General features: G+C 60.9%; 16 protein-coding genes. 7 read left to right on the plus strand and 9 right to left on the minus strand.

The window, feature by feature from the left end; genetic code table 11:
* Nucleotides 1-44 precede the first annotated feature (44 nt).
* Entirely contained in the window at nucleotides 45-947 is a 903-nt protein-coding gene (locus BFQ03_RS18670) for a LysR family transcriptional regulator (RefSeq protein ID WP_032860218.1), read from the minus strand.
* 132 nt (nucleotides 948-1,079) lie between these two features.
* Here BFQ03_RS18670 and BFQ03_RS18675 point away from each other — a divergent pair, with 132 nt between their 5' ends.
* The 3 genes from BFQ03_RS18675 to BFQ03_RS18685 are packed head-to-tail and all read left to right on the plus strand — an operon-like array spanning nucleotide 1,080 to nucleotide 3,662.
* A complete protein-coding gene (locus BFQ03_RS18675; protein WP_010211319.1) occupies nucleotides 1,080-1,778 on the plus strand; it encodes a CoA transferase subunit A in 699 nt (232 codons plus the stop codon).
* A gap of 31 nt (nucleotides 1,779-1,809) precedes the next feature.
* A complete protein-coding gene (locus tag BFQ03_RS18680; RefSeq protein ID WP_032860219.1) occupies nucleotides 1,810-2,469 on the plus strand; it encodes a CoA transferase subunit B in 660 nt (219 codons plus the stop codon).
* A gap of 11 nt (nucleotides 2,470-2,480) precedes the next feature.
* Nucleotides 2,481-3,662, plus strand: coding sequence for an acetyl-CoA C-acetyltransferase (locus tag BFQ03_RS18685; protein WP_065943678.1), 1,182 nt, complete (start codon nucleotides 2,481-2,483; stop codon nucleotides 3,660-3,662).
* Between the two features lie 123 nt (nucleotides 3,663-3,785).
* On the opposite strand, the gene BFQ03_RS18690 is transcribed toward BFQ03_RS18685, so the two are convergent.
* Nucleotides 3,786-4,196, minus strand: a complete 411-nt coding sequence (locus BFQ03_RS18690) for a PaaI family thioesterase (protein ID WP_032860221.1) — start codon at nucleotides 4,194-4,196, stop codon at nucleotides 3,786-3,788.
* Between the two features lie 170 nt (nucleotides 4,197-4,366).
* Here BFQ03_RS18690 and BFQ03_RS18695 point away from each other — a divergent pair, with 170 nt between their 5' ends.
* Nucleotides 4,367-5,146, plus strand: a complete 780-nt coding sequence (locus tag BFQ03_RS18695) for a DUF4349 domain-containing protein (RefSeq protein ID WP_032860222.1) — start codon at nucleotides 4,367-4,369, stop codon at nucleotides 5,144-5,146.
* Nucleotides 5,147-5,148: 2 nt separating this feature from the next.
* Here BFQ03_RS18695 and BFQ03_RS18700 read toward each other — a convergent pair whose 3' ends face one another.
* The 4 genes from BFQ03_RS18700 to BFQ03_RS18715 all read right to left on the minus strand — a co-directional run bounded on the left by BFQ03_RS18700 (nucleotide 5,149) and on the right by BFQ03_RS18715 (nucleotide 9,052).
* The gene (locus BFQ03_RS18700; protein ID WP_032860224.1) at nucleotides 5,149-6,234 is read right to left on the minus strand and encodes a DUF1615 domain-containing protein; all 1,086 of its coding nucleotides are present in this window, start codon (nucleotides 6,232-6,234) and stop codon (nucleotides 5,149-5,151) included.
* A gap of 177 nt (nucleotides 6,235-6,411) precedes the next feature.
* Nucleotides 6,412-7,386 carry a porphobilinogen synthase gene (gene hemB, locus BFQ03_RS18705; RefSeq protein WP_032860226.1) on the minus strand — a complete coding sequence of 325 codons (975 nt, stop codon included), beginning with the start codon at nucleotides 7,384-7,386 and terminating at the stop codon, nucleotides 6,412-6,414.
* 121 nt (nucleotides 7,387-7,507) lie between these two features.
* Entirely contained in the window at nucleotides 7,508-8,350 is an 843-nt protein-coding gene (locus tag BFQ03_RS18710; protein ID WP_065943677.1) for a PhzF family phenazine biosynthesis protein, read from the minus strand.
* Nucleotides 8,351-8,353: 3 nt separating this feature from the next.
* Nucleotides 8,354-9,052, minus strand: a complete 699-nt coding sequence (locus BFQ03_RS18715) for a glutathione S-transferase N-terminal domain-containing protein (protein WP_065943676.1) — start codon at nucleotides 9,050-9,052, stop codon at nucleotides 8,354-8,356.
* A gap of 251 nt (nucleotides 9,053-9,303) precedes the next feature.
* On the opposite strand from BFQ03_RS18715, the gene BFQ03_RS18720 reads away from it, so the two are divergent.
* Both BFQ03_RS18720 and BFQ03_RS18725 read left to right on the plus strand, forming a co-directional pair.
* Complete coding sequence (locus BFQ03_RS18720) at nucleotides 9,304-10,008, plus strand: hypothetical protein (RefSeq protein ID WP_032860232.1); 705 nt, start codon at nucleotides 9,304-9,306, stop codon at nucleotides 10,006-10,008.
* A 114-nt stretch (nucleotides 10,009-10,122) separates the two neighbouring features.
* A complete protein-coding gene (locus BFQ03_RS18725) occupies nucleotides 10,123-11,178 on the plus strand; it encodes a permease (protein ID WP_065943675.1) in 1,056 nt (351 codons plus the stop codon).
* A gap of 54 nt (nucleotides 11,179-11,232) precedes the next feature.
* On the opposite strand, the gene BFQ03_RS18730 is transcribed toward BFQ03_RS18725, so the two are convergent.
* From BFQ03_RS18730 to BFQ03_RS18740, 3 genes are read right to left on the minus strand one after another with little or no spacing between them, the layout of a single operon-like run.
* A complete protein-coding gene (locus tag BFQ03_RS18730; protein WP_032860234.1) occupies nucleotides 11,233-12,762 on the minus strand; it encodes a DHA2 family efflux MFS transporter permease subunit in 1,530 nt (509 codons plus the stop codon).
* On the minus strand, nucleotides 12,762-13,964 hold the full coding sequence (locus tag BFQ03_RS18735; protein WP_032860235.1) for an HlyD/EmrA/EmrK family protein: 1,203 nt from the start codon (nucleotides 13,962-13,964) through the stop codon (nucleotides 12,762-12,764). Before BFQ03_RS18735 ends, BFQ03_RS18730 begins: the two co-directional genes overlap by 1 nt.
* A gap of 15 nt (nucleotides 13,965-13,979) precedes the next feature.
* A complete protein-coding gene (locus BFQ03_RS18740) occupies nucleotides 13,980-14,456 on the minus strand; it encodes a MarR family winged helix-turn-helix transcriptional regulator (RefSeq protein WP_032860236.1) in 477 nt (158 codons plus the stop codon).
* Nucleotides 14,457-14,652: 196 nt separating this feature from the next.
* Here BFQ03_RS18740 and BFQ03_RS18745 point away from each other — a divergent pair, with 196 nt between their 5' ends.
* Entirely contained in the window at nucleotides 14,653-15,624 is a 972-nt protein-coding gene (locus tag BFQ03_RS18745; RefSeq protein WP_050593347.1) for a fimbrial protein, read from the plus strand.
* Nucleotides 15,625-15,664 lie beyond the last annotated feature (40 nt).

A 15,664-nucleotide genomic window follows, 5' to 3' on the forward strand; every position in this document is an offset into this window, starting at 1 on the left:
GTGGGAGCTGGCTTGCCGGCTCCCACATTTGTTTATGTGCAACTTCAACTGTTGGGGTAATGCCCCTTCCCCGCCTCAGCCAGAAAGATATCGAACAGTGCCTGCGCCGCCGCCGACAGCTCATGCCCCGGCTTGGTCAGCACACCAATCGGCCGCTCGATCACCGGCCCGGTCAAGGTGATGCAATGAGCGCCCGCCTCCTCCATCTGCTGCGCGCATAACGCCGGCACCGCGCTGACCCCCAAGCCATTGGCAACCATCTTGCCCACTGTGGCCAGTTGATGACTTTCGAGGGCCACGGGTAACTTCATTTGCAAGGCACCGAGGTGTTCTTCCAGCATCACCCGCACAGTGGAAGGCCGCTGCAGGGTGATAAAAGGTTGCACCAGCAGGGTTTTCCAATCGATCTCGGCCATTTGCGCCAATGGCGAATCGCCGGGCACGACGGCGATAAAGCGGTCCAGGTACAGCGGGGTGAATGCCAGCGACGACCCCGGCGCCGGTTCGAACGCTACCCCCAACTCCACCTGGCGATCACGGACCATTTCCAGCACTTGTTCGTTGATCAGGTCATGCACCGTCACGTTGACCTGAGGAAAGCACGCGCGAAAGATCTTCAAGATCGGCGGCAGCAGGTTGCCGGCAAACGACGGCATCGCCGCCACCGTTACCCGCCCACGTTGCAGGGTAAAACGCTGGCGCAATTCATCTTCGGCATTGTCCCAATCGGCAATCAGACGACGCGCAAGCGGCAACAAGGATTCACCTTCAGGGGTCAGTGCCACGTTACGGGTATTGCGGCTGAAAAGGCGCCCGCCCAAGCCCTCTTCCAGGCCCTTGATGGTCAGGCTCAGGGCCGACTGGGACAAATGCAGGCGCTCACAGGCGGCGGCAAAACTCAGGCTTTGGGCCACGGCAAGGAAGGCCCGCATCTGTTTAACTGTCATGACGCTGCTCCAACGCATGGGTAATTGTGCTGTTTTTTAAATCAATCAACCTTAAAAAACAACTTAACAAATCAATCCGTCGGCGCAACACTCGGTTCACTGGCTGGACCACAAACAATAAAAGAGGTGCATATGGCAGGTTTCGATAAACGCGTGGCGTCCTATGAAGAAGCGCTGGCAGGCCTGGAAGATGGCATGACCGTACTCTCCGGTGGTTTTGGCCTGTGTGGCATCCCGGAAAACCTCATCGCCGAAATCAAGCGCAAAGGCACCCGCGACCTGACGGTGGTTTCCAACAATTGCGGCGTCGACGGTTTCGGCCTGGGCGTGTTGCTGGAAGAAAAACAGATCAGTAAGGTCATCGCCTCCTACGTCGGTGAAAACGCCCTGTTCGAGAAGCAACTGCTCAGCGGCGAAATCGAAGTGGTGTTGACGCCCCAAGGCACCCTGGCGGAAAAAATGCGCGCAGGCGGCGCCGGCATCCCGGCCTTCTTTACCGCCACCGGCGTCGGTACCCCGGTCGCCGAAGGCAAGGAAACCCGTGAATTCAACGGTCGCCCGTACCTGATGGAAGAATCCATTACCGGCGACTTCGCCATCGTCAAAGGTTGGAAAGCCGACCATTTCGGCAACGTGATCTACCGCCACACGGCGCAAAACTTCAACCCGCTGGCGGCCACCGCCGGCAAGATCACCGTGGTTGAAGTCGAGGAAATCGTCGAACCGGGCGAGTTGGACCCGGCGCAGATCCACACCCCTGGCATCTACGTCGACCGGATCATCTGCGGCACATTCGAGAAGCGCATCGAACAGCGCACCGTCCGCAAGTAATCCTCTAGCCCGAATAATAAGGACACATAAAATGGCTCTTACCCGCGAACAAATGGCTCAACGCGTCGCCCGCGAAATGCAGGACGGCTTCTACGTCAACCTCGGCATCGGCATCCCGACCCTGGTGGCCAACTACATCCCCGACGGCATGGAAGTGATGCTGCAGTCGGAAAACGGCCTGCTGGGCATGGGTCCGTTTCCTACCGAAGACACCATCGACGCCGACATGATCAACGCCGGCAAGCAGACCGTTACCGCACGCATCGGCGCCTCGATTTTCTCTTCCGCCGAATCCTTCGCCATGATTCGTGGCGGGCATGTCGACCTCACGGTACTCGGCGCCTTTGAGGTGGATGTACATGGCAACATCGCGTCCTGGATGATCCCAGGCAAGCTGGTCAAGGGCATGGGCGGCGCCATGGACCTGGTGGCCGGCGCAGAAAACATCATCGTGATCATGACCCACGCCTCCAAGGACGGTGAGTCCAAGTTGCTCAGCCAATGCAGCCTGCCGCTGACCGGTGCCAACTGCATCAAGCGCGTGCTGACGGACCTGGCCTACCTGGAAATCGAAAATGGCGCTTTTGTCCTCAAGGAACGCGCACCTGGCGTCAGCGTTGAAGAGATTGTCAGCAAGACCGCCGGTAAACTGATCGTCCCGGACCACGTTCCAGAAATGCATTTCCAGTGAGGACAGATTCCATGCAAGACGTCGTGATTGTTGCTGCCACCCGCACCGCCGTGGGCAGCTTCCAAGGTGCCCTGGCGAGCATCCCGGCACCGGAACTGGGCGCTGCGGTGATCCGCCGCCTGCTGGAGCAGACGGGTCTCGATCCTGCGCAAGTGGATGAAGTGATCCTCGGCCAGGTGCTGACCGCAGGCAGTGGCCAGAACCCGGCGCGCCAGGCGTCGATCCTCGCCGGCCTGCCGCATGCGGTGCCGAGCCTGACCTTGAACAAGGTCTGCGGCTCGGGCCTCAAGGCCCTGCACCTGGGCGCGCAAGCCATCCGCTGCGGTGACGCCGAGGTGATCATCGCTGGCGGCATGGAGAACATGAGCCTGGCCCCCTACGTACTGCCATCCGCCCGCACCGGCCTGCGCATGGGCCACGCGAAGATGATCGACAGCATGATCACCGACGGCCTGTGGGATGCGTTCAACGACTACCACATGGGCATCACCGCCGAAAACCTGGTGGACAAGTACGACATCAGCCGTGAAGCCCAGGACGCGTTCGCCGCCGCCTCCCAGCAAAAAGCCGTCGCCGCGATTGAAGCCGGGCGCTTTGCCGACGAGATAACGCCGATCCTGATTCCCCAGCGCAAAGGCGACCCGATTGCCTTTGCCGTGGACGAGCAGCCCCGTGCCGGCACCACCGCCGAATCCCTGGGCAAGCTCAAGCCAGCCTTCAAGAAAGACGGCAGCGTCACCGCCGGCAACGCGTCGAGCCTCAATGACGGCGCCGCTGCGGTGCTGCTGATGAGCGCCGACAAAGCCAAGGCCCTCGGCCTGCCGGTCCTGGCGCGTATTGCCAGCTACGCCAACGCAGGTGTCGACCCGGCAATCATGGGCATTGGCCCGGTGTCTGCGACCCGCCGTTGCCTGGACAAGGCCGGCTGGCAACTGGCCGACCTGGACCTGATCGAAGCCAACGAAGCGTTTGCCGCACAGGCACTGGCGGTGGGCAAGGAACTGGAGTGGGATGCGAGCAAGGTCAACGTCAACGGCGGCGCGATTGCCATCGGCCACCCGATTGGCGCTTCAGGCTGCCGCGTGCTGGTGACCCTGCTGCATGAAATGATCAAGCGCGATGCCAAGAAAGGCTTGGCCACCTTGTGCATCGGCGGCGGTCAGGGCGTGGCACTGGCCCTTGAGCGCGACTGATTCAACGAGCAACATGAAAGAGGCCCGGTTCCACGAAAACCGGGCCTTTTTTTGCCTATCTGATTTGCGAACGTCCTTCAATGTAGGAGCTGGCAAGCCAGCGCCTACAATAGATCGCCATCGTCAGCCAGGTTGGGGTACGGCGAAGACCGCATTGGCCCGCACCACGACCTTTTCTCCCACCTGCAAACTGACCGTGGCAAACGCCATCTGCCGCCCGCGCTTGTGATGCTCCAAGTGCACCTCGATCCACTCCCCTACCTGTACCGCCCCCAGATAATCGAGGGTCATGCTCGCGGTAATCAACGGCAACGGCGGGTCGCTGGAAAACGCCATGGCGTAACCCATGCCAACATCCGCCAGGGTCGCCAGCACGCCACCGTGGACCGTGCCGCGTCCGTTGGCATGGCGATTGTCGGCGCGCAGCCCCAGTTGCAGGTGCAGGCCTTCGCCACGGCAATACACCGGACCAAGCAAATCCAGGAGCGGGCTGCTGCGGGGCAATGGGATAAAACCTTCAGGAATAACAGTCATGGTCGGATCGTCCTTGTGTGCAGACACAAGGTTTAACCCTGGGCGCGCGTTGCAGCCATCAAGATCAATGCGGCAAATCTGTGGCGATAAGCCTACGCCCGCTTTGCGTTCGCCGGGCAAACCCGCTTTAATCGCCGCGCACTTTATCCCGCACACTTGAAGGAACTGTAATGCGCCATCTGGAAGGCAGATTCACTGCACTGTTGTTATTGACTGGCCTGCTGCTCGGCGGCTGCTCGCCCAAGGAGTACTCCGAGGCCACGGCCATCAGTGGCGAACAGGGCCGGGCCGGCGCGCTGCTGGCCTATGAGCATGAGTTGAGCCTGGCGATGCCAGTAGCCCTGCTGGCACCGCGCATGCAGGCCACTCGCCAAGCCTGTGAGTCGGCGCAGTTCGGCGCCTGCAATATCCTGCGTATCGAAGAGAACAGCGACGGCGGCATGATCGTGCTACGCATTGTTCCAAACGGTGTCGAGCCGTTGGTGAGCATGGCGGCCGAGGGCGGTCAACTGGGCCAGCGTATCACCAGCGCCGAGGACCTGGCCGACGCCGTGGCCGATGTGCGCCGTCGCCAGGAACGCTTGCAGGCCCAGCAAAAACGCCTGGATGAACTGGCTGCGCGCAAGGACATCACCGTGGGCGACCTGATCACCCTCAGCAAGGAACAGGCCGCCATCGAAAACGAGCTGCAGGAACTGGCACAGATCGCCGCCGGCCAACAGCGGCGCCTGGACACCAACCGCGTGACCCTGAACTTCCAACCCTCAGACGGCGAACATCAGCAATCGCGCTTTGCCAGGATGTTCGGTAACCTGGGCGACAACCTGGTCGATGGCACCGCCGATGCCCTGGAGCGCTCCAGCTATGTGCTGCCGTTTGTGATCCTCGCGTTCCCGGTGTTGTGGCTGTGGGTCTGGTTGTGGCGCAAGCTGGTCAAGCGTCGCCCCTGACCTCAGCGCTTGATGCAGCGCTGGTAACGCTCATCCACGCGCTGGGCGAACCAGGCCGTGGTGAGGTTGCGGGTGATCTTCGGGCTCTTGAGCACAATACCCGGCAGGATCGCCCGCGGCAGCGGTTTGCCTTCGGCTTTCTCGGCCAGGGCAAACACCCGCTGGTACAGGGTGGTCTCTTCAAAATCCAGGCGATCGCCCTGCTCTAGCTGGCTGCGAATGCTCGGGTTGCGCATGTCCAGCTTCTTGCCCAATGAACGCACCGCCAGCTCCGTGGTGCCGGGCATGATGGAGCCATGCAGGATCAGATCCCCATCCAGCGCCAGACGCGTGCCCGAGGCGCGGCTGACGGCAGCCTGGAACGCCGCATTGCGACTGGCGTACCAACCGGCGTTGAAATCCGCAAAACGGTACAGCGGCTGGCTGTAGTTCACCGGGTAGCCGAGCAAATGGGCGATGCCGAAGTACATGCCACCCCGTCGGGTAAACACTTCCCGGCGAATGCTGCCGTCCACGGTGTAGGGATAGCCCCTGGCCTGTTTCTCGGCAAAGGCAATGCTCACCTGCATCGGGCCTGCGGTATGCACGGGGTTGAAACTGCCAAACAAAGTGCGCCCCAACGGCACAGTGCCAATGAAATCATCAAAGATACCACTCAGGTCTTTTTCGGTACGCGCAGCGCTCAGGCGCTCGGCGTAGGACTTGCCCGTGGGCGAACGCAGTTGCAACGCGGTACGCACCAGCACGGCCGGCACATGCACTTTGCCTGCACGACGGAGGATTTCATCCTGGGCGATCTTGCCCATGTTCGGCACCGGCGGGTCGACCTGGTAGGTGGACTCCTGCTCGGTCACGGCCAGTACCGCGCAGATATTCTCGGTGCTGGGGTAGATGTCCTGGCTGTCGAAGGCGGTGTAGATATCCTGGGCCCAACCGGCGCGATCCGACACCTTGGCCGGCATCAGCCGCACGATCTGCGCCTTGACCTCGGCCTCACTGCGCTCGGGCTGTTGCTGGCTGCGTTGAGTTGAACAGCCGGCCATGACCAACAAGGCGGCCAGGCAGGGAATCAGCCGGGATGAAAGCATGCGGGGGTGTCCTGTAAGCCGATGAAAGCACCCACTATCTCACAAACCCACACCCGCCCCTGTAGGAGCCGGCTTGCCGGCGAAGAACGTCAACGGTAACGCGTACCACCTGAATGAACGCGTTGTTTGTGAGTTTTTCGCCGGCAAGCCGGCTCCTACAGGGGTGTAGCGTCAGGATCAGATCCCGGAAAGCGCCAGGTCCATCGCAAAGTAGGTGAAGATCAAGTCCGCACCGGCACGCTTGATCGAGCCCAGGGTCTCACGCACCACCCGTGCTTCATCAATGGCCCCTGCCTGGGCACCGAACTTGATCATCGCGTATTCGCCACTGACCTGGTAGGCCGCCACGGGCAAGCGCGAGGCTTCACGGATATCGCGGATGATGTCCAGGTAGGCGCCGGCCGGCTTGACCATCAGGCAGTCGGCACCTTCCTGCTCGTCGAGCAGGGATTCGCGCACGGCTTCGCGGCGGTTCATCGGGTTCATCTGGTAGCTTTTGCGATCGCCCTTCAGCGCACTGCCGCCCGCCTCGCGGAACGGGCCATACAGGGCCGAAGCGAATTTGGTGGAATAGGCCATGATCGGGATATGGTTGAAACCGGCCGCATCCAGGGCCCGGCGAATAGCCTGGACCTGGCCGTCCATCGCCGCCGACGGCGCGATCACATCGGCACCGGCGCGGGCGGCCGCCACTGCTTGCTTGCCCAGGTTGGCCAGGGTGCGGTCGTTGTCCACTTCATTACCGTGCATCACGCCGCAATGGCCGTGATCGGTGTATTCGCAGAAGCAGGTGTCGGACATCACGATCATCTCCGGCACCGCGTCCTTGCAGATCGCCGACATGCGCGACACCAGCCCACGCTCGTTCCAGGTGTCGCTGCCGCTGGCGTCCAGGTGATGAGACACGCCAAACGTCATCACCGACTTGATCCCGGCGCGGGCAAAGCGCTCGATTTCACTGGCCAGTTTCGATTCAGGGATGCGCATCACACCGGGCATGCTGGTAATCGGTACGAAATCGTCGATTTCTTCTTCGACAAAAATCGGCAACACCAGGTCATTGAGGGTGAATTCGGTTTCCTGGAACAGGCTGCGTAACTCGGGGGAACGACGTAGGCGGCGAGGACGGGTTTCGGGGAACTGGCTGGACATGAATGCTCCTGAAAAAAACAGGCGAAAAAACCTAGGGGCGAAAGCTTATGCCCTACGCACCCATCAGAACAAACGCTGGGGAACAACAGTTTATTCCCCTGGCGGTAACAATTGCATTGACCTACAGCCGTAGACAGCCCTCTATGCAGAGCGTCACGGCACCACCGATCCAGACTTCATCACCTTGCCGGGCGACACGGATTCGCCCTACACGCCCCATGGTAGTGCCCTGGCTGACCACATACGCATCGGGCGCCAAGCCTTCGCCCAGCAACCACTGCGCCAGGCCGGCATTCAGGCTGCCAGTGGCCGGATCTTCCGGCGCCCCATCACCAGCAATGAACGCCCGCACCTCAAACTGCGCATCAACCTCATCGCGGGCAGGATCACACGGGGCAATCACGCCCACCGCCAGCCCCAGCAACTTTGAATAGTCCGGCTGCAAGGCCAGTACCGCCTGCCGATCAGTCAACATCAGGGCCAGCCAGCCCGCGCCGTTATCGACCCATTGGCTGCGAAGGATCGCCTCGGGCTCAAGGTTCAGGGCCAGGCGTACACGCTCCAGCAACTCAACATCCAACGGGCCCGAACGGATCAAGGGCGGGGCGATAAACGCCAACTCGTCACCCTCGCGGCGGATGCGCACCAGGCCGATCTCGCATTCCTGGATGATCTCTCGGCCCCGGGGCACACCACCGGCTTGCAGCCATGCCTGGCAACTGCCCAGGGTCGGATGGCCGGCGAAGGGCAGTTCCTGCACAGTGGTAAAAATCCGCACTCGGTAATCGGCACGTGGGTCCCGGGGCTGGAGCAGGAAGGTGGTTTCGCTGAGGTTGGTCCATTGGGCAAAGTCGGCCATCTGCTGGTCGCTGAGGCTATCGGCGCCCAGCACTACAGCCAGTGGGTTGCCCTTGAGTGCGACCCTGCTGAACACGTCCAGTTGCTTGAAATCGAAAGTCGGCATAGGTCAGCTCGGAATATTCAGGCCACGGATCACCGCTGGCCGGGCGACAAAACCATCCAACGCCCGCAGTACATTGGGGAAGTCGGTAATGCCCACCAGATCGCCCGACTCATAGAAACCAATCAGGTTGCGGATCCAGGGGAAGGTGGCGATGTCGGCAATGCTGTACTCATCGCCCATGATCCAGGTACGGCCCAGCAGGTGCTTTTCCAGCACGCCGAGCAGGCGCCGGGCTTCAGCGGCGTAGCGGTCGCGGGGGCGTTTGTCTTCGTAGGCCTTGCCGGCGAACTTATTGAAGAAACCGACCTGGCCGAACATCGGCCCGATCCCGGCCATCTGGAACATCAGCCATTGCAGGGTTTCATAGCGCGCAGCGGGGGCCTGGGGCAGCAGTTGGCCAGTTTTTTCAGCCAGGTAGATCAGGATCGCACCCGACTCGAACAACGCCAGCGGTTCGCCGCCCGGGCCATTGGGGTCGATGATCGCCGGGATCTTGTTGTTGGGGTTCAGGGACAGGAACTCCGGGGAAAGCTGGTCCTGGGTGTCGAAGCTGACCTTGTGCGCCTCATACGCCAGGCCCACCTCTTCGAGCATGATCGATACCTTGACGCCATTGGGGGTCGCCAGCGAGTACAACTGCAAACGCTCGGGATGCTGGGCTGGCCATTTGGTAATAATCGGAAACGCTGCGAGTGAAATCATCGATATACCCCAAGCTGAGAAAAACCCATGATAGCCATCTAGCGGCCAGGCTGCATTGGTCTTCAATCCGCAACATCGGCGCGCTAATCTCGGGTTTCAGCGAACCAAAACGCTATGGCGCACTCTTAGAAGCGCTTGAACGGTTGAATGGAGGCATACCGCCATACTCATGGAAAACCGCACGATGCTTGGAGCGTCGCTGTGGCTGGGCCTTGCGGTCTTGATCCGAAGCACTGAAGACTCGAAACCTCATGACAATCAAGCCTCTGTGCCTTGGTAAACGCTTTAAACGATATGCTTACTACCTGCTACCGATGTTCTTCGTAGGCGGCGCCTTGATGCTGGCCTTCGAAGCTCGCGAAAGCAGTGCCGAGCCGAAGAACGGCGTACAGACCCTGGTCTTCCTGCGCCATGGCGAAAAACCCGCCGGCGGCCTGGGCCAGCTCAATTGCCAGGGCCTCAACCGCGCGATGAACCTGGCCACGGTGCTGCCGGAAAAATTCGGCGCTGCCGATTTCGTGTTCGCCGCCAATCCGACGCGCAATGTCGAGGAAGGCGAGTTCGACAATTCCTACAGCTATATTCGTCCATTGATGACCATCAGCCCCAGCGCGATCAAACTTGGGCTACCAGTCAACATCGAGTTTTCGGCCAACGATACCAGCGACCTGGCTGACGAATTGATGGAAGACAAATACCACAACTCCACCATCTACACGGCCTGGTCCCACGGCTACCTGCCGGAGTTGATCAATAAGGTGGCGAGCGAAGCGGTCGGTGAGAAATACACTATCACCGAAGACTGGTCCGGCGGTGACTTCGACACGTTGTACGTGCTGACCCTGACCTGGCACAACGGCAAGGCCAGCCTGCTCAGCCGCAACTACAAGCAAGGGCTGGATAACGGCTTGCACACGTGCCCGGATGCGACGCACGTAAACAACGCCGATGCATGACCTTGCCGGCGATTGCGTCCCGTCTGACAGGCTGCTATCGCCACCAAGCTGGCTCCTACAAGGTTCATGACCGCGTATGATGCGTCGCTATCGACTTATCTGCGGATCTTGACCATGTCTAACCTCACCTCTGCCAGCCCTGCACGCGGCTGGTCCTTCTGGTGGAAACCGGCGCTGTTCCTGTTGGTGGCCTGCGTCGGCCTGTATTACGTGAAGTGGTCGCCCTACTACTTCAAGGCCTTCATCGCGGCCGACAGCCACAGCATCGGTAACTCGATTCTCAATGACCAGCAAGGCTCGCCATTGGCGGCGGCCCTGGCCTATGCCCAGGTGTATTTCCTCGCGATCTGGAAAGCCGCCGTGCTGGCGGTGATTCTCGGCTCGTTGCTGCAGGTCTTGATTCCACGGGACTGGCTGTTGCGCTTGTTCGGCCGCGCCGGGCTTGGCTCCACGGTACGCGGCGGGCTGTTCGCCCTGCCGGGCATGATGTGCAGTTGCTGCGCCGCGCCAGTGGCGGCCGGCATGCGCCGCCAACAGGTTTCGGTGGGGGCCGCGCTGGCGTTCTGGATGGCCAACCCGGTGCTCAACCCGGCCACGCTGGTGTTCATGGGCTTTGTCCTGGGCTGGGACTTTGCCGCGCTGCGGCTGGTGGCCGGGATCGTGCTGGTGATCGGGGTAGCGTTGATCGCCCAACGTATCGCTCGTCCTGAGCAAGTGCCACAGGTGGCGCTGGAGGCCGTGGCCGACGCCAGTGGCACCGAGACCCAGCCGTTCCTCAGCCGCTGGTTGCGCACCCTGTGGCAGTTGTTCTGGAGCACCATCCCGGTGTACATCCTGGCGGTGTTGCTGCTGGGCGCGGCGCGGGTGTGGCTGTTTCCCCATGTGGATGGCGCAATGGCCGACAGCTTGCTGTGGCTGGTGCCGCTGGCGATTGTCGGCACCTTGTTTGTGATCCCGACGGCGGCGGAAATCCCGATTGTGCAAACCATGATGGCCCTTGGGCTGGGGACCGGACCGGCGGTGGCACTGTTGATGACCCTGCCGAGCGTGAGCCTGCCGTCACTGTTGATGCTGCGCAAGGATTTCGATGCGCGGGTGCTGGTGACGGTGGCTGGGCTGACCATGCTGATGGGGGTGGTGTGTGGGTTGGTCGCGGTGGTGGTTCTTTAGTGACTCGGTGAATGTTGGGGCACTCCCACATGTTTGACCGCATGCACCGCAAGATCAGTGACCTGACGCCGCCGGCCCCGCCTTCGCGGTAAACGGCGGTTTGGCCAGCCACACCAGCAGGATCAAGCCCATGAACATCCACCCCAGCAACGTGAAGTAATCCACGGTGGACATCATATAGGCCTGGCTGGTGAGGACCTGGTCCAGTTGCGCATAGGCCTTGTGCCCAGCACCGCCCAGGGCATTGAGCGCATCCCGCGTGGCGGAATCATAGGTGCTCATGCTCTCGCTCATGTAGGCATGATGCTGATCGGCCCGGCGAATCCAGATCCAGGTGGTCAGCGATGCCGCAAAGCTGCCGCCCAGGGTCCGCAGGAATGTCGCCAGGCCTGCGCCGTCGGCGATCTGGTGGGGTGGCAGGTCAGACATCAGGATGCTCAAGGTCGGCATAAAGAACAGTGCCACACCGATGCCCATGAACAGTTGCACCATGGCGATGTGCTGGAAATCCACTTCATTGGTGAACCCGGCGCGCATAAAGCAGCTCAGGCCAATCGCCAGGAATGCCAGGCCGGCCAGCAGGCGCAGGTCGAACTTGTGCGCATATTTGCCGACAAACGGTGACATCAACACCGGCAGAATCCCGATCGGCGCCACGGCCAACCCGGCCCAGGTCGCGGTGTAGCCCATCTGCGTCTGCAACCACTGCGGCAGGATCAGGTTGATGCCAAAAAACCCGGCGTAGCCCAGCACCAGCACAATAGTGCCAATGCGAAAATTGCGGTGGGCAAACAGCCGCAGGTTGACCACCGGGTGTTTATCGGTCATTTCCCAGATCACGAACACCGCCAGGGCGATCACCGAGATGGCCGCGCCGATGATGATGAAGTTGGACTCGAACCAGTCCAGGTCGTTGCCCTTGTCGAGGATGATCTGCAAGGCCCCGACCCCGACGATCAGGCTCAACAACCCGACGTAATCCATCGGTTGATGGCTGGTCACCACCGGGCGCTTCTTGAGCTGGGAGCGCACCACCATCACCGCAAAAATCCCGATGGGCACGTTGATAAAGAAGATCCACGGCCAGCTGTAGCTGTCGGTGATCCAGCCACCGAGAATGGGACCTGCAATCGGTGCCACCACCGTGACCATCGCCAGCAACGCCAGGGCCATGCCGCGCCTGGCGGGCGGATACACCGCAATCAGCAGGGTCTGGGTCATCGGGTACAACGGCCCCGCCACCAGGCCTTGCAGCACCCGAAACCCGATGAGCTCGGGCATCGAGGTGGAGACACCACACAGGAACGAGGCCAGCACAAACAGGAGGGTGGCCCACAAAAACAACTTCACTTCGCCAAAGCGCCGGCTCAACCAGCCGGTCAGCGGCAAGGCAATCGCATTGCTCACCGCAAACGAGGTGATGACCCAGGTGCCCTGCTCCGAACTCACCCCCAGGTTGCCGGAAATGGTCGGCAACGCCACGTTGGCGATGGTGGTGTCGAGCACCTGCATGAAGGTCGCCAGGGACAGGCCAATGGTGGCCATCAGCAAGCTGGGCGGTGTGAAAGAGGCGTTATCGCTCATTAGCGTTGCGCTGCCTTGGGCACGGCCACGCTGTTGTCATGGATCAGTTGGGTGATCATCGCGTCGGCTTCGCTCAACTGGCGGTCATACACATTGGTGCTGAACGAGGCTTTTTGCGGCGGCTGTTGCGCCAGCACCGGGCCGCTCTGGTCGTGCAGATTGACCTCCACCTGGGTCGACAAACCCACCCGCAATGGGTGTTTGGCCAGTTCCTCGGCATTGATATGAATGCGCACCGGCACCCGCTGCACAATCTTGATCCAGTTACCGGTGGCGTTCTGCGCCGGCAGCAAGGCAAATGCGCTGCCGGTTCCGGCGCCGAGGCTGTCGATGGTGCCGCTGTACTTCACATCACTGCCGTAGAGATCGGCCTCGATGTCCACCGGCTGGCCAATGCGCATATTGCGCAGCTGGGTTTCCTTGAAATTGGCGTCGATCCACAGTTGGTCCAGGGGAATCACCGCCATCAATGCGGTGCCCGGTTCGACACGCTGACCCAGTTGCACGGTGCGCTTGGCGACGTAGCCGGTGACCGGTGCGATCAGGGTACTGCGCGCATTGGCCAGATAGGCCTGGCGCAATTGCGCAGCGGCGGCCTGCACATCCGGGTGGGACGAAATCACCGTGTCATCCACCAGCGCGGTGGAGGTGTTGAGTTGCTGTTGCAGGTTGGCCAGGGAGTTGCTCGCCGCACTCAGGGCGTCGCGGGCATGGGACAGTTCTTCCAGGGAAATCGCGCCACCCTGGGCGAGGATTCTGCGGCGGTTGAAGTTGTCCTGGGCGGTTTGCACCTGGGCTTTTTGCGCCAGTACCTGAGCCTTCATGCCATCGACATTGCTGTACAAGCCACGCACCTGGCGCACCGTACGCGCCAGGTTGGCCTGGGCGCTTTGCAGGCCGACGGCGGCATCGTTGGGATCGAAGTTGATCAGCACCTGGCCTTCATGCACCAGGTCGCCATCATCGGCACCAATGCTGACCACGGTACCGGTGACCAGCGGGGTGATTTCCACCACATTGCCGTTGACGTAGGCGTCATCAGTGCTTTCGCTCCAACGGCCATACAGTTCGTGCCAACCCCACACACCGACGATGCCGAGAACCACGATCAGGGTCAGGCCCAGCAGCATGATTTTGCGTTTGCGCGGGTTGCTGTCGTTGGGTTGGGATTCAGCGGTGTTGTTTGCTTGGGCAGTCGCCATGACAAGTACCTTGGGTTAATCAGTACGCCCTACGCGCTGCAGCGTGATGGGATCACCTGCCGCGATAAGGATTTTCTTGAGGATGCGTTCCAGGGTCTGCAACTCACCGGGTTCCAGCACGCCGGCCAACTGGTTCAGGGCCTGGGCGCCGATCTGCGGCAACAGGTCTGCCAGGCGCTGGCCTTCAGCAGTGAGCACAAGCTGCACCTGGCGCCGATCCTGTTCGGAACGCTTGCGCGCCAGTAGGTCCTTTTGCTCCAGGCGGTCGAGCATGCGGGTCATCGAGCCACTGTCCAGGGACAGGTTGCGGCACAGTTCTGCCGGGGTATCGACGCCGAACTGGGCCATGATGATCAACACCTTGAACTGCGCGGCGGTGATGCCGTGGGGTTCCATGTGGGTATCGATGATGCGGTCCTTGAGGATCGCGGCGCGGCCCAGCAACAGGCCGAGGTGGCAGTTATGGAAGTTTTGCGGGGTGAAGTGATCCATCGGCAAGTCACCTTATTACTGCCTAGGCAGCGAATATGTGACTAAATATTACTGCCTAGGCAGTGAATGTCAAACAAAATGCTTAGCTTGCTTGGCAATTGACTACTCAACGGTATGTTCTAAGGATCACCTGATAGGCAGCAGCGGATGGCGTGATTACCGTGTAGCCCTCCTTTGCCAGCACGTATAGCCCCTCATGCAGCGTTCAACACTTCCGCGCCCCTTGCTCACCTTCATCGTCATGATGACGCTGGCTTGCTCCTCAGTCGCCATGGCGGGCAGTTGCACGGCCACCGATTCCGTCACGCAAACCCTCAACTTCGGCGCCAGCCTGGCCAGCGCCGGCCTGACGATACCCGCCGACACTCCCAATGGCACCGTGGTCTACCAAGACACTCTGTCCGCAAGCGCTCACCTCTGGAGATGCACGGCAACCTCGCAGTACGGCGTACTCCTCAATCCGTCGCACGGGACGATCACTGGCAGGGAATCGATCTTCCCCCTGGGCAAAAGCGGGCTCTCCTACCGTATCTGGATGGATTCGTTAAACCGCTACGAACTCTCCTTGCAGCCAATCCCCTCAAACGCCAACTACGGGATCAGTGCAGGGTCGGTGCGCCTGGAAATCATCAAGACTGGCGAACTGACGGATAAAGTCAGGATCAGTGCAGGCCTCCTGGGCACTTTGCAAGACGATGATCTGATCCTGAAAAGATTCAACCTGACCAATGCCATCGTCTTGAACAGCGCCTCCTGCCAGACCCCTTCCGTCCCGGTGGACATGGGGATCGACTACACCCTCGAAGACTTCCCCCGGACTGGTCCCACCCAACGTCGAGTACCCTTCAACATTGCCCTGAAACAGTGCCAGACCGGCATCAAGAAGGTGACCTACTCGATCAAGGCCAACACCCCGGTCATCGACGCAGCCAAAGGCATTGTTGCGCTCAGCAACGACAAGACCAACGCCAAGGACATCGCCCTGCAATTGATGAATCAGGCCGGACAGCCCCTGGCACTGGATACCACCTATCCCTTCAACGCTTTCACCACGAGCGGCACCAGCTTCAACATCCCGCTGTCGGCGGCCTACTACCGCCTGGGCAGCACTGAACTCAAGGCCGGCAACGGCAACACCAGCGTGACGTTTATCGTGAACTACCTGTAGCAAACTAAGGATCGTCTGATTTTCCCTACACCCGGCGACA

Origin of the sequence: Pseudomonas sp. 25 R 14 (assembly GCF_900004755.1) — a bacterium.
Classification (GTDB): Bacteria; Pseudomonadota; Gammaproteobacteria; order Pseudomonadales; family Pseudomonadaceae; genus Aquipseudomonas; species Aquipseudomonas brenneri.

Coding starts and splice junctions, on each gene's coding strand:
- BFQ03_RS18670 (WP_032860218.1), bottom strand. CDS start 947: ATGACAGTTAAACAGATGCGGGCCTTCCTTGCCGTGGCCCAAAGCCTG.
- BFQ03_RS18675 (WP_010211319.1), top strand. CDS start 1,080: ATGGCAGGTTTCGATAAACGCGTGGCGTCCTATGAAGAAGCGCTGGCA.
- BFQ03_RS18680 (WP_032860219.1), top strand. CDS start 1,810: ATGGCTCTTACCCGCGAACAAATGGCTCAACGCGTCGCCCGCGAAATG.
- BFQ03_RS18685 (WP_065943678.1), top strand. CDS start 2,481: ATGCAAGACGTCGTGATTGTTGCTGCCACCCGCACCGCCGTGGGCAGC.
- BFQ03_RS18690 (WP_032860221.1), bottom strand. CDS start 4,196: ATGACTGTTATTCCTGAAGGTTTTATCCCATTGCCCCGCAGCAGCCCG.
- BFQ03_RS18695 (WP_032860222.1), top strand. CDS start 4,367: ATGCGCCATCTGGAAGGCAGATTCACTGCACTGTTGTTATTGACTGGC.
- BFQ03_RS18700 (WP_032860224.1), bottom strand. CDS start 6,234: ATGCTTTCATCCCGGCTGATTCCCTGCCTGGCCGCCTTGTTGGTCATG.
- hemB (WP_032860226.1), bottom strand. CDS start 7,386: ATGTCCAGCCAGTTCCCCGAAACCCGTCCTCGCCGCCTACGTCGTTCC.
- BFQ03_RS18710 (WP_065943677.1), bottom strand. CDS start 8,350: ATGCCGACTTTCGATTTCAAGCAACTGGACGTGTTCAGCAGGGTCGCA.
- BFQ03_RS18715 (WP_065943676.1), bottom strand. CDS start 9,052: ATGATTTCACTCGCAGCGTTTCCGATTATTACCAAATGGCCAGCCCAG.
- BFQ03_RS18720 (WP_032860232.1), top strand. CDS start 9,304: ATGACAATCAAGCCTCTGTGCCTTGGTAAACGCTTTAAACGATATGCT.
- BFQ03_RS18725 (WP_065943675.1), top strand. CDS start 10,123: ATGTCTAACCTCACCTCTGCCAGCCCTGCACGCGGCTGGTCCTTCTGG.
- BFQ03_RS18730 (WP_032860234.1), bottom strand. CDS start 12,762: ATGAGCGATAACGCCTCTTTCACACCGCCCAGCTTGCTGATGGCCACC.
- BFQ03_RS18735 (WP_032860235.1), bottom strand. CDS start 13,964: ATGGCGACTGCCCAAGCAAACAACACCGCTGAATCCCAACCCAACGAC.
- BFQ03_RS18740 (WP_032860236.1), bottom strand. CDS start 14,456: ATGGATCACTTCACCCCGCAAAACTTCCATAACTGCCACCTCGGCCTG.
- BFQ03_RS18745 (WP_050593347.1), top strand. CDS start 14,653: ATGCAGCGTTCAACACTTCCGCGCCCCTTGCTCACCTTCATCGTCATG.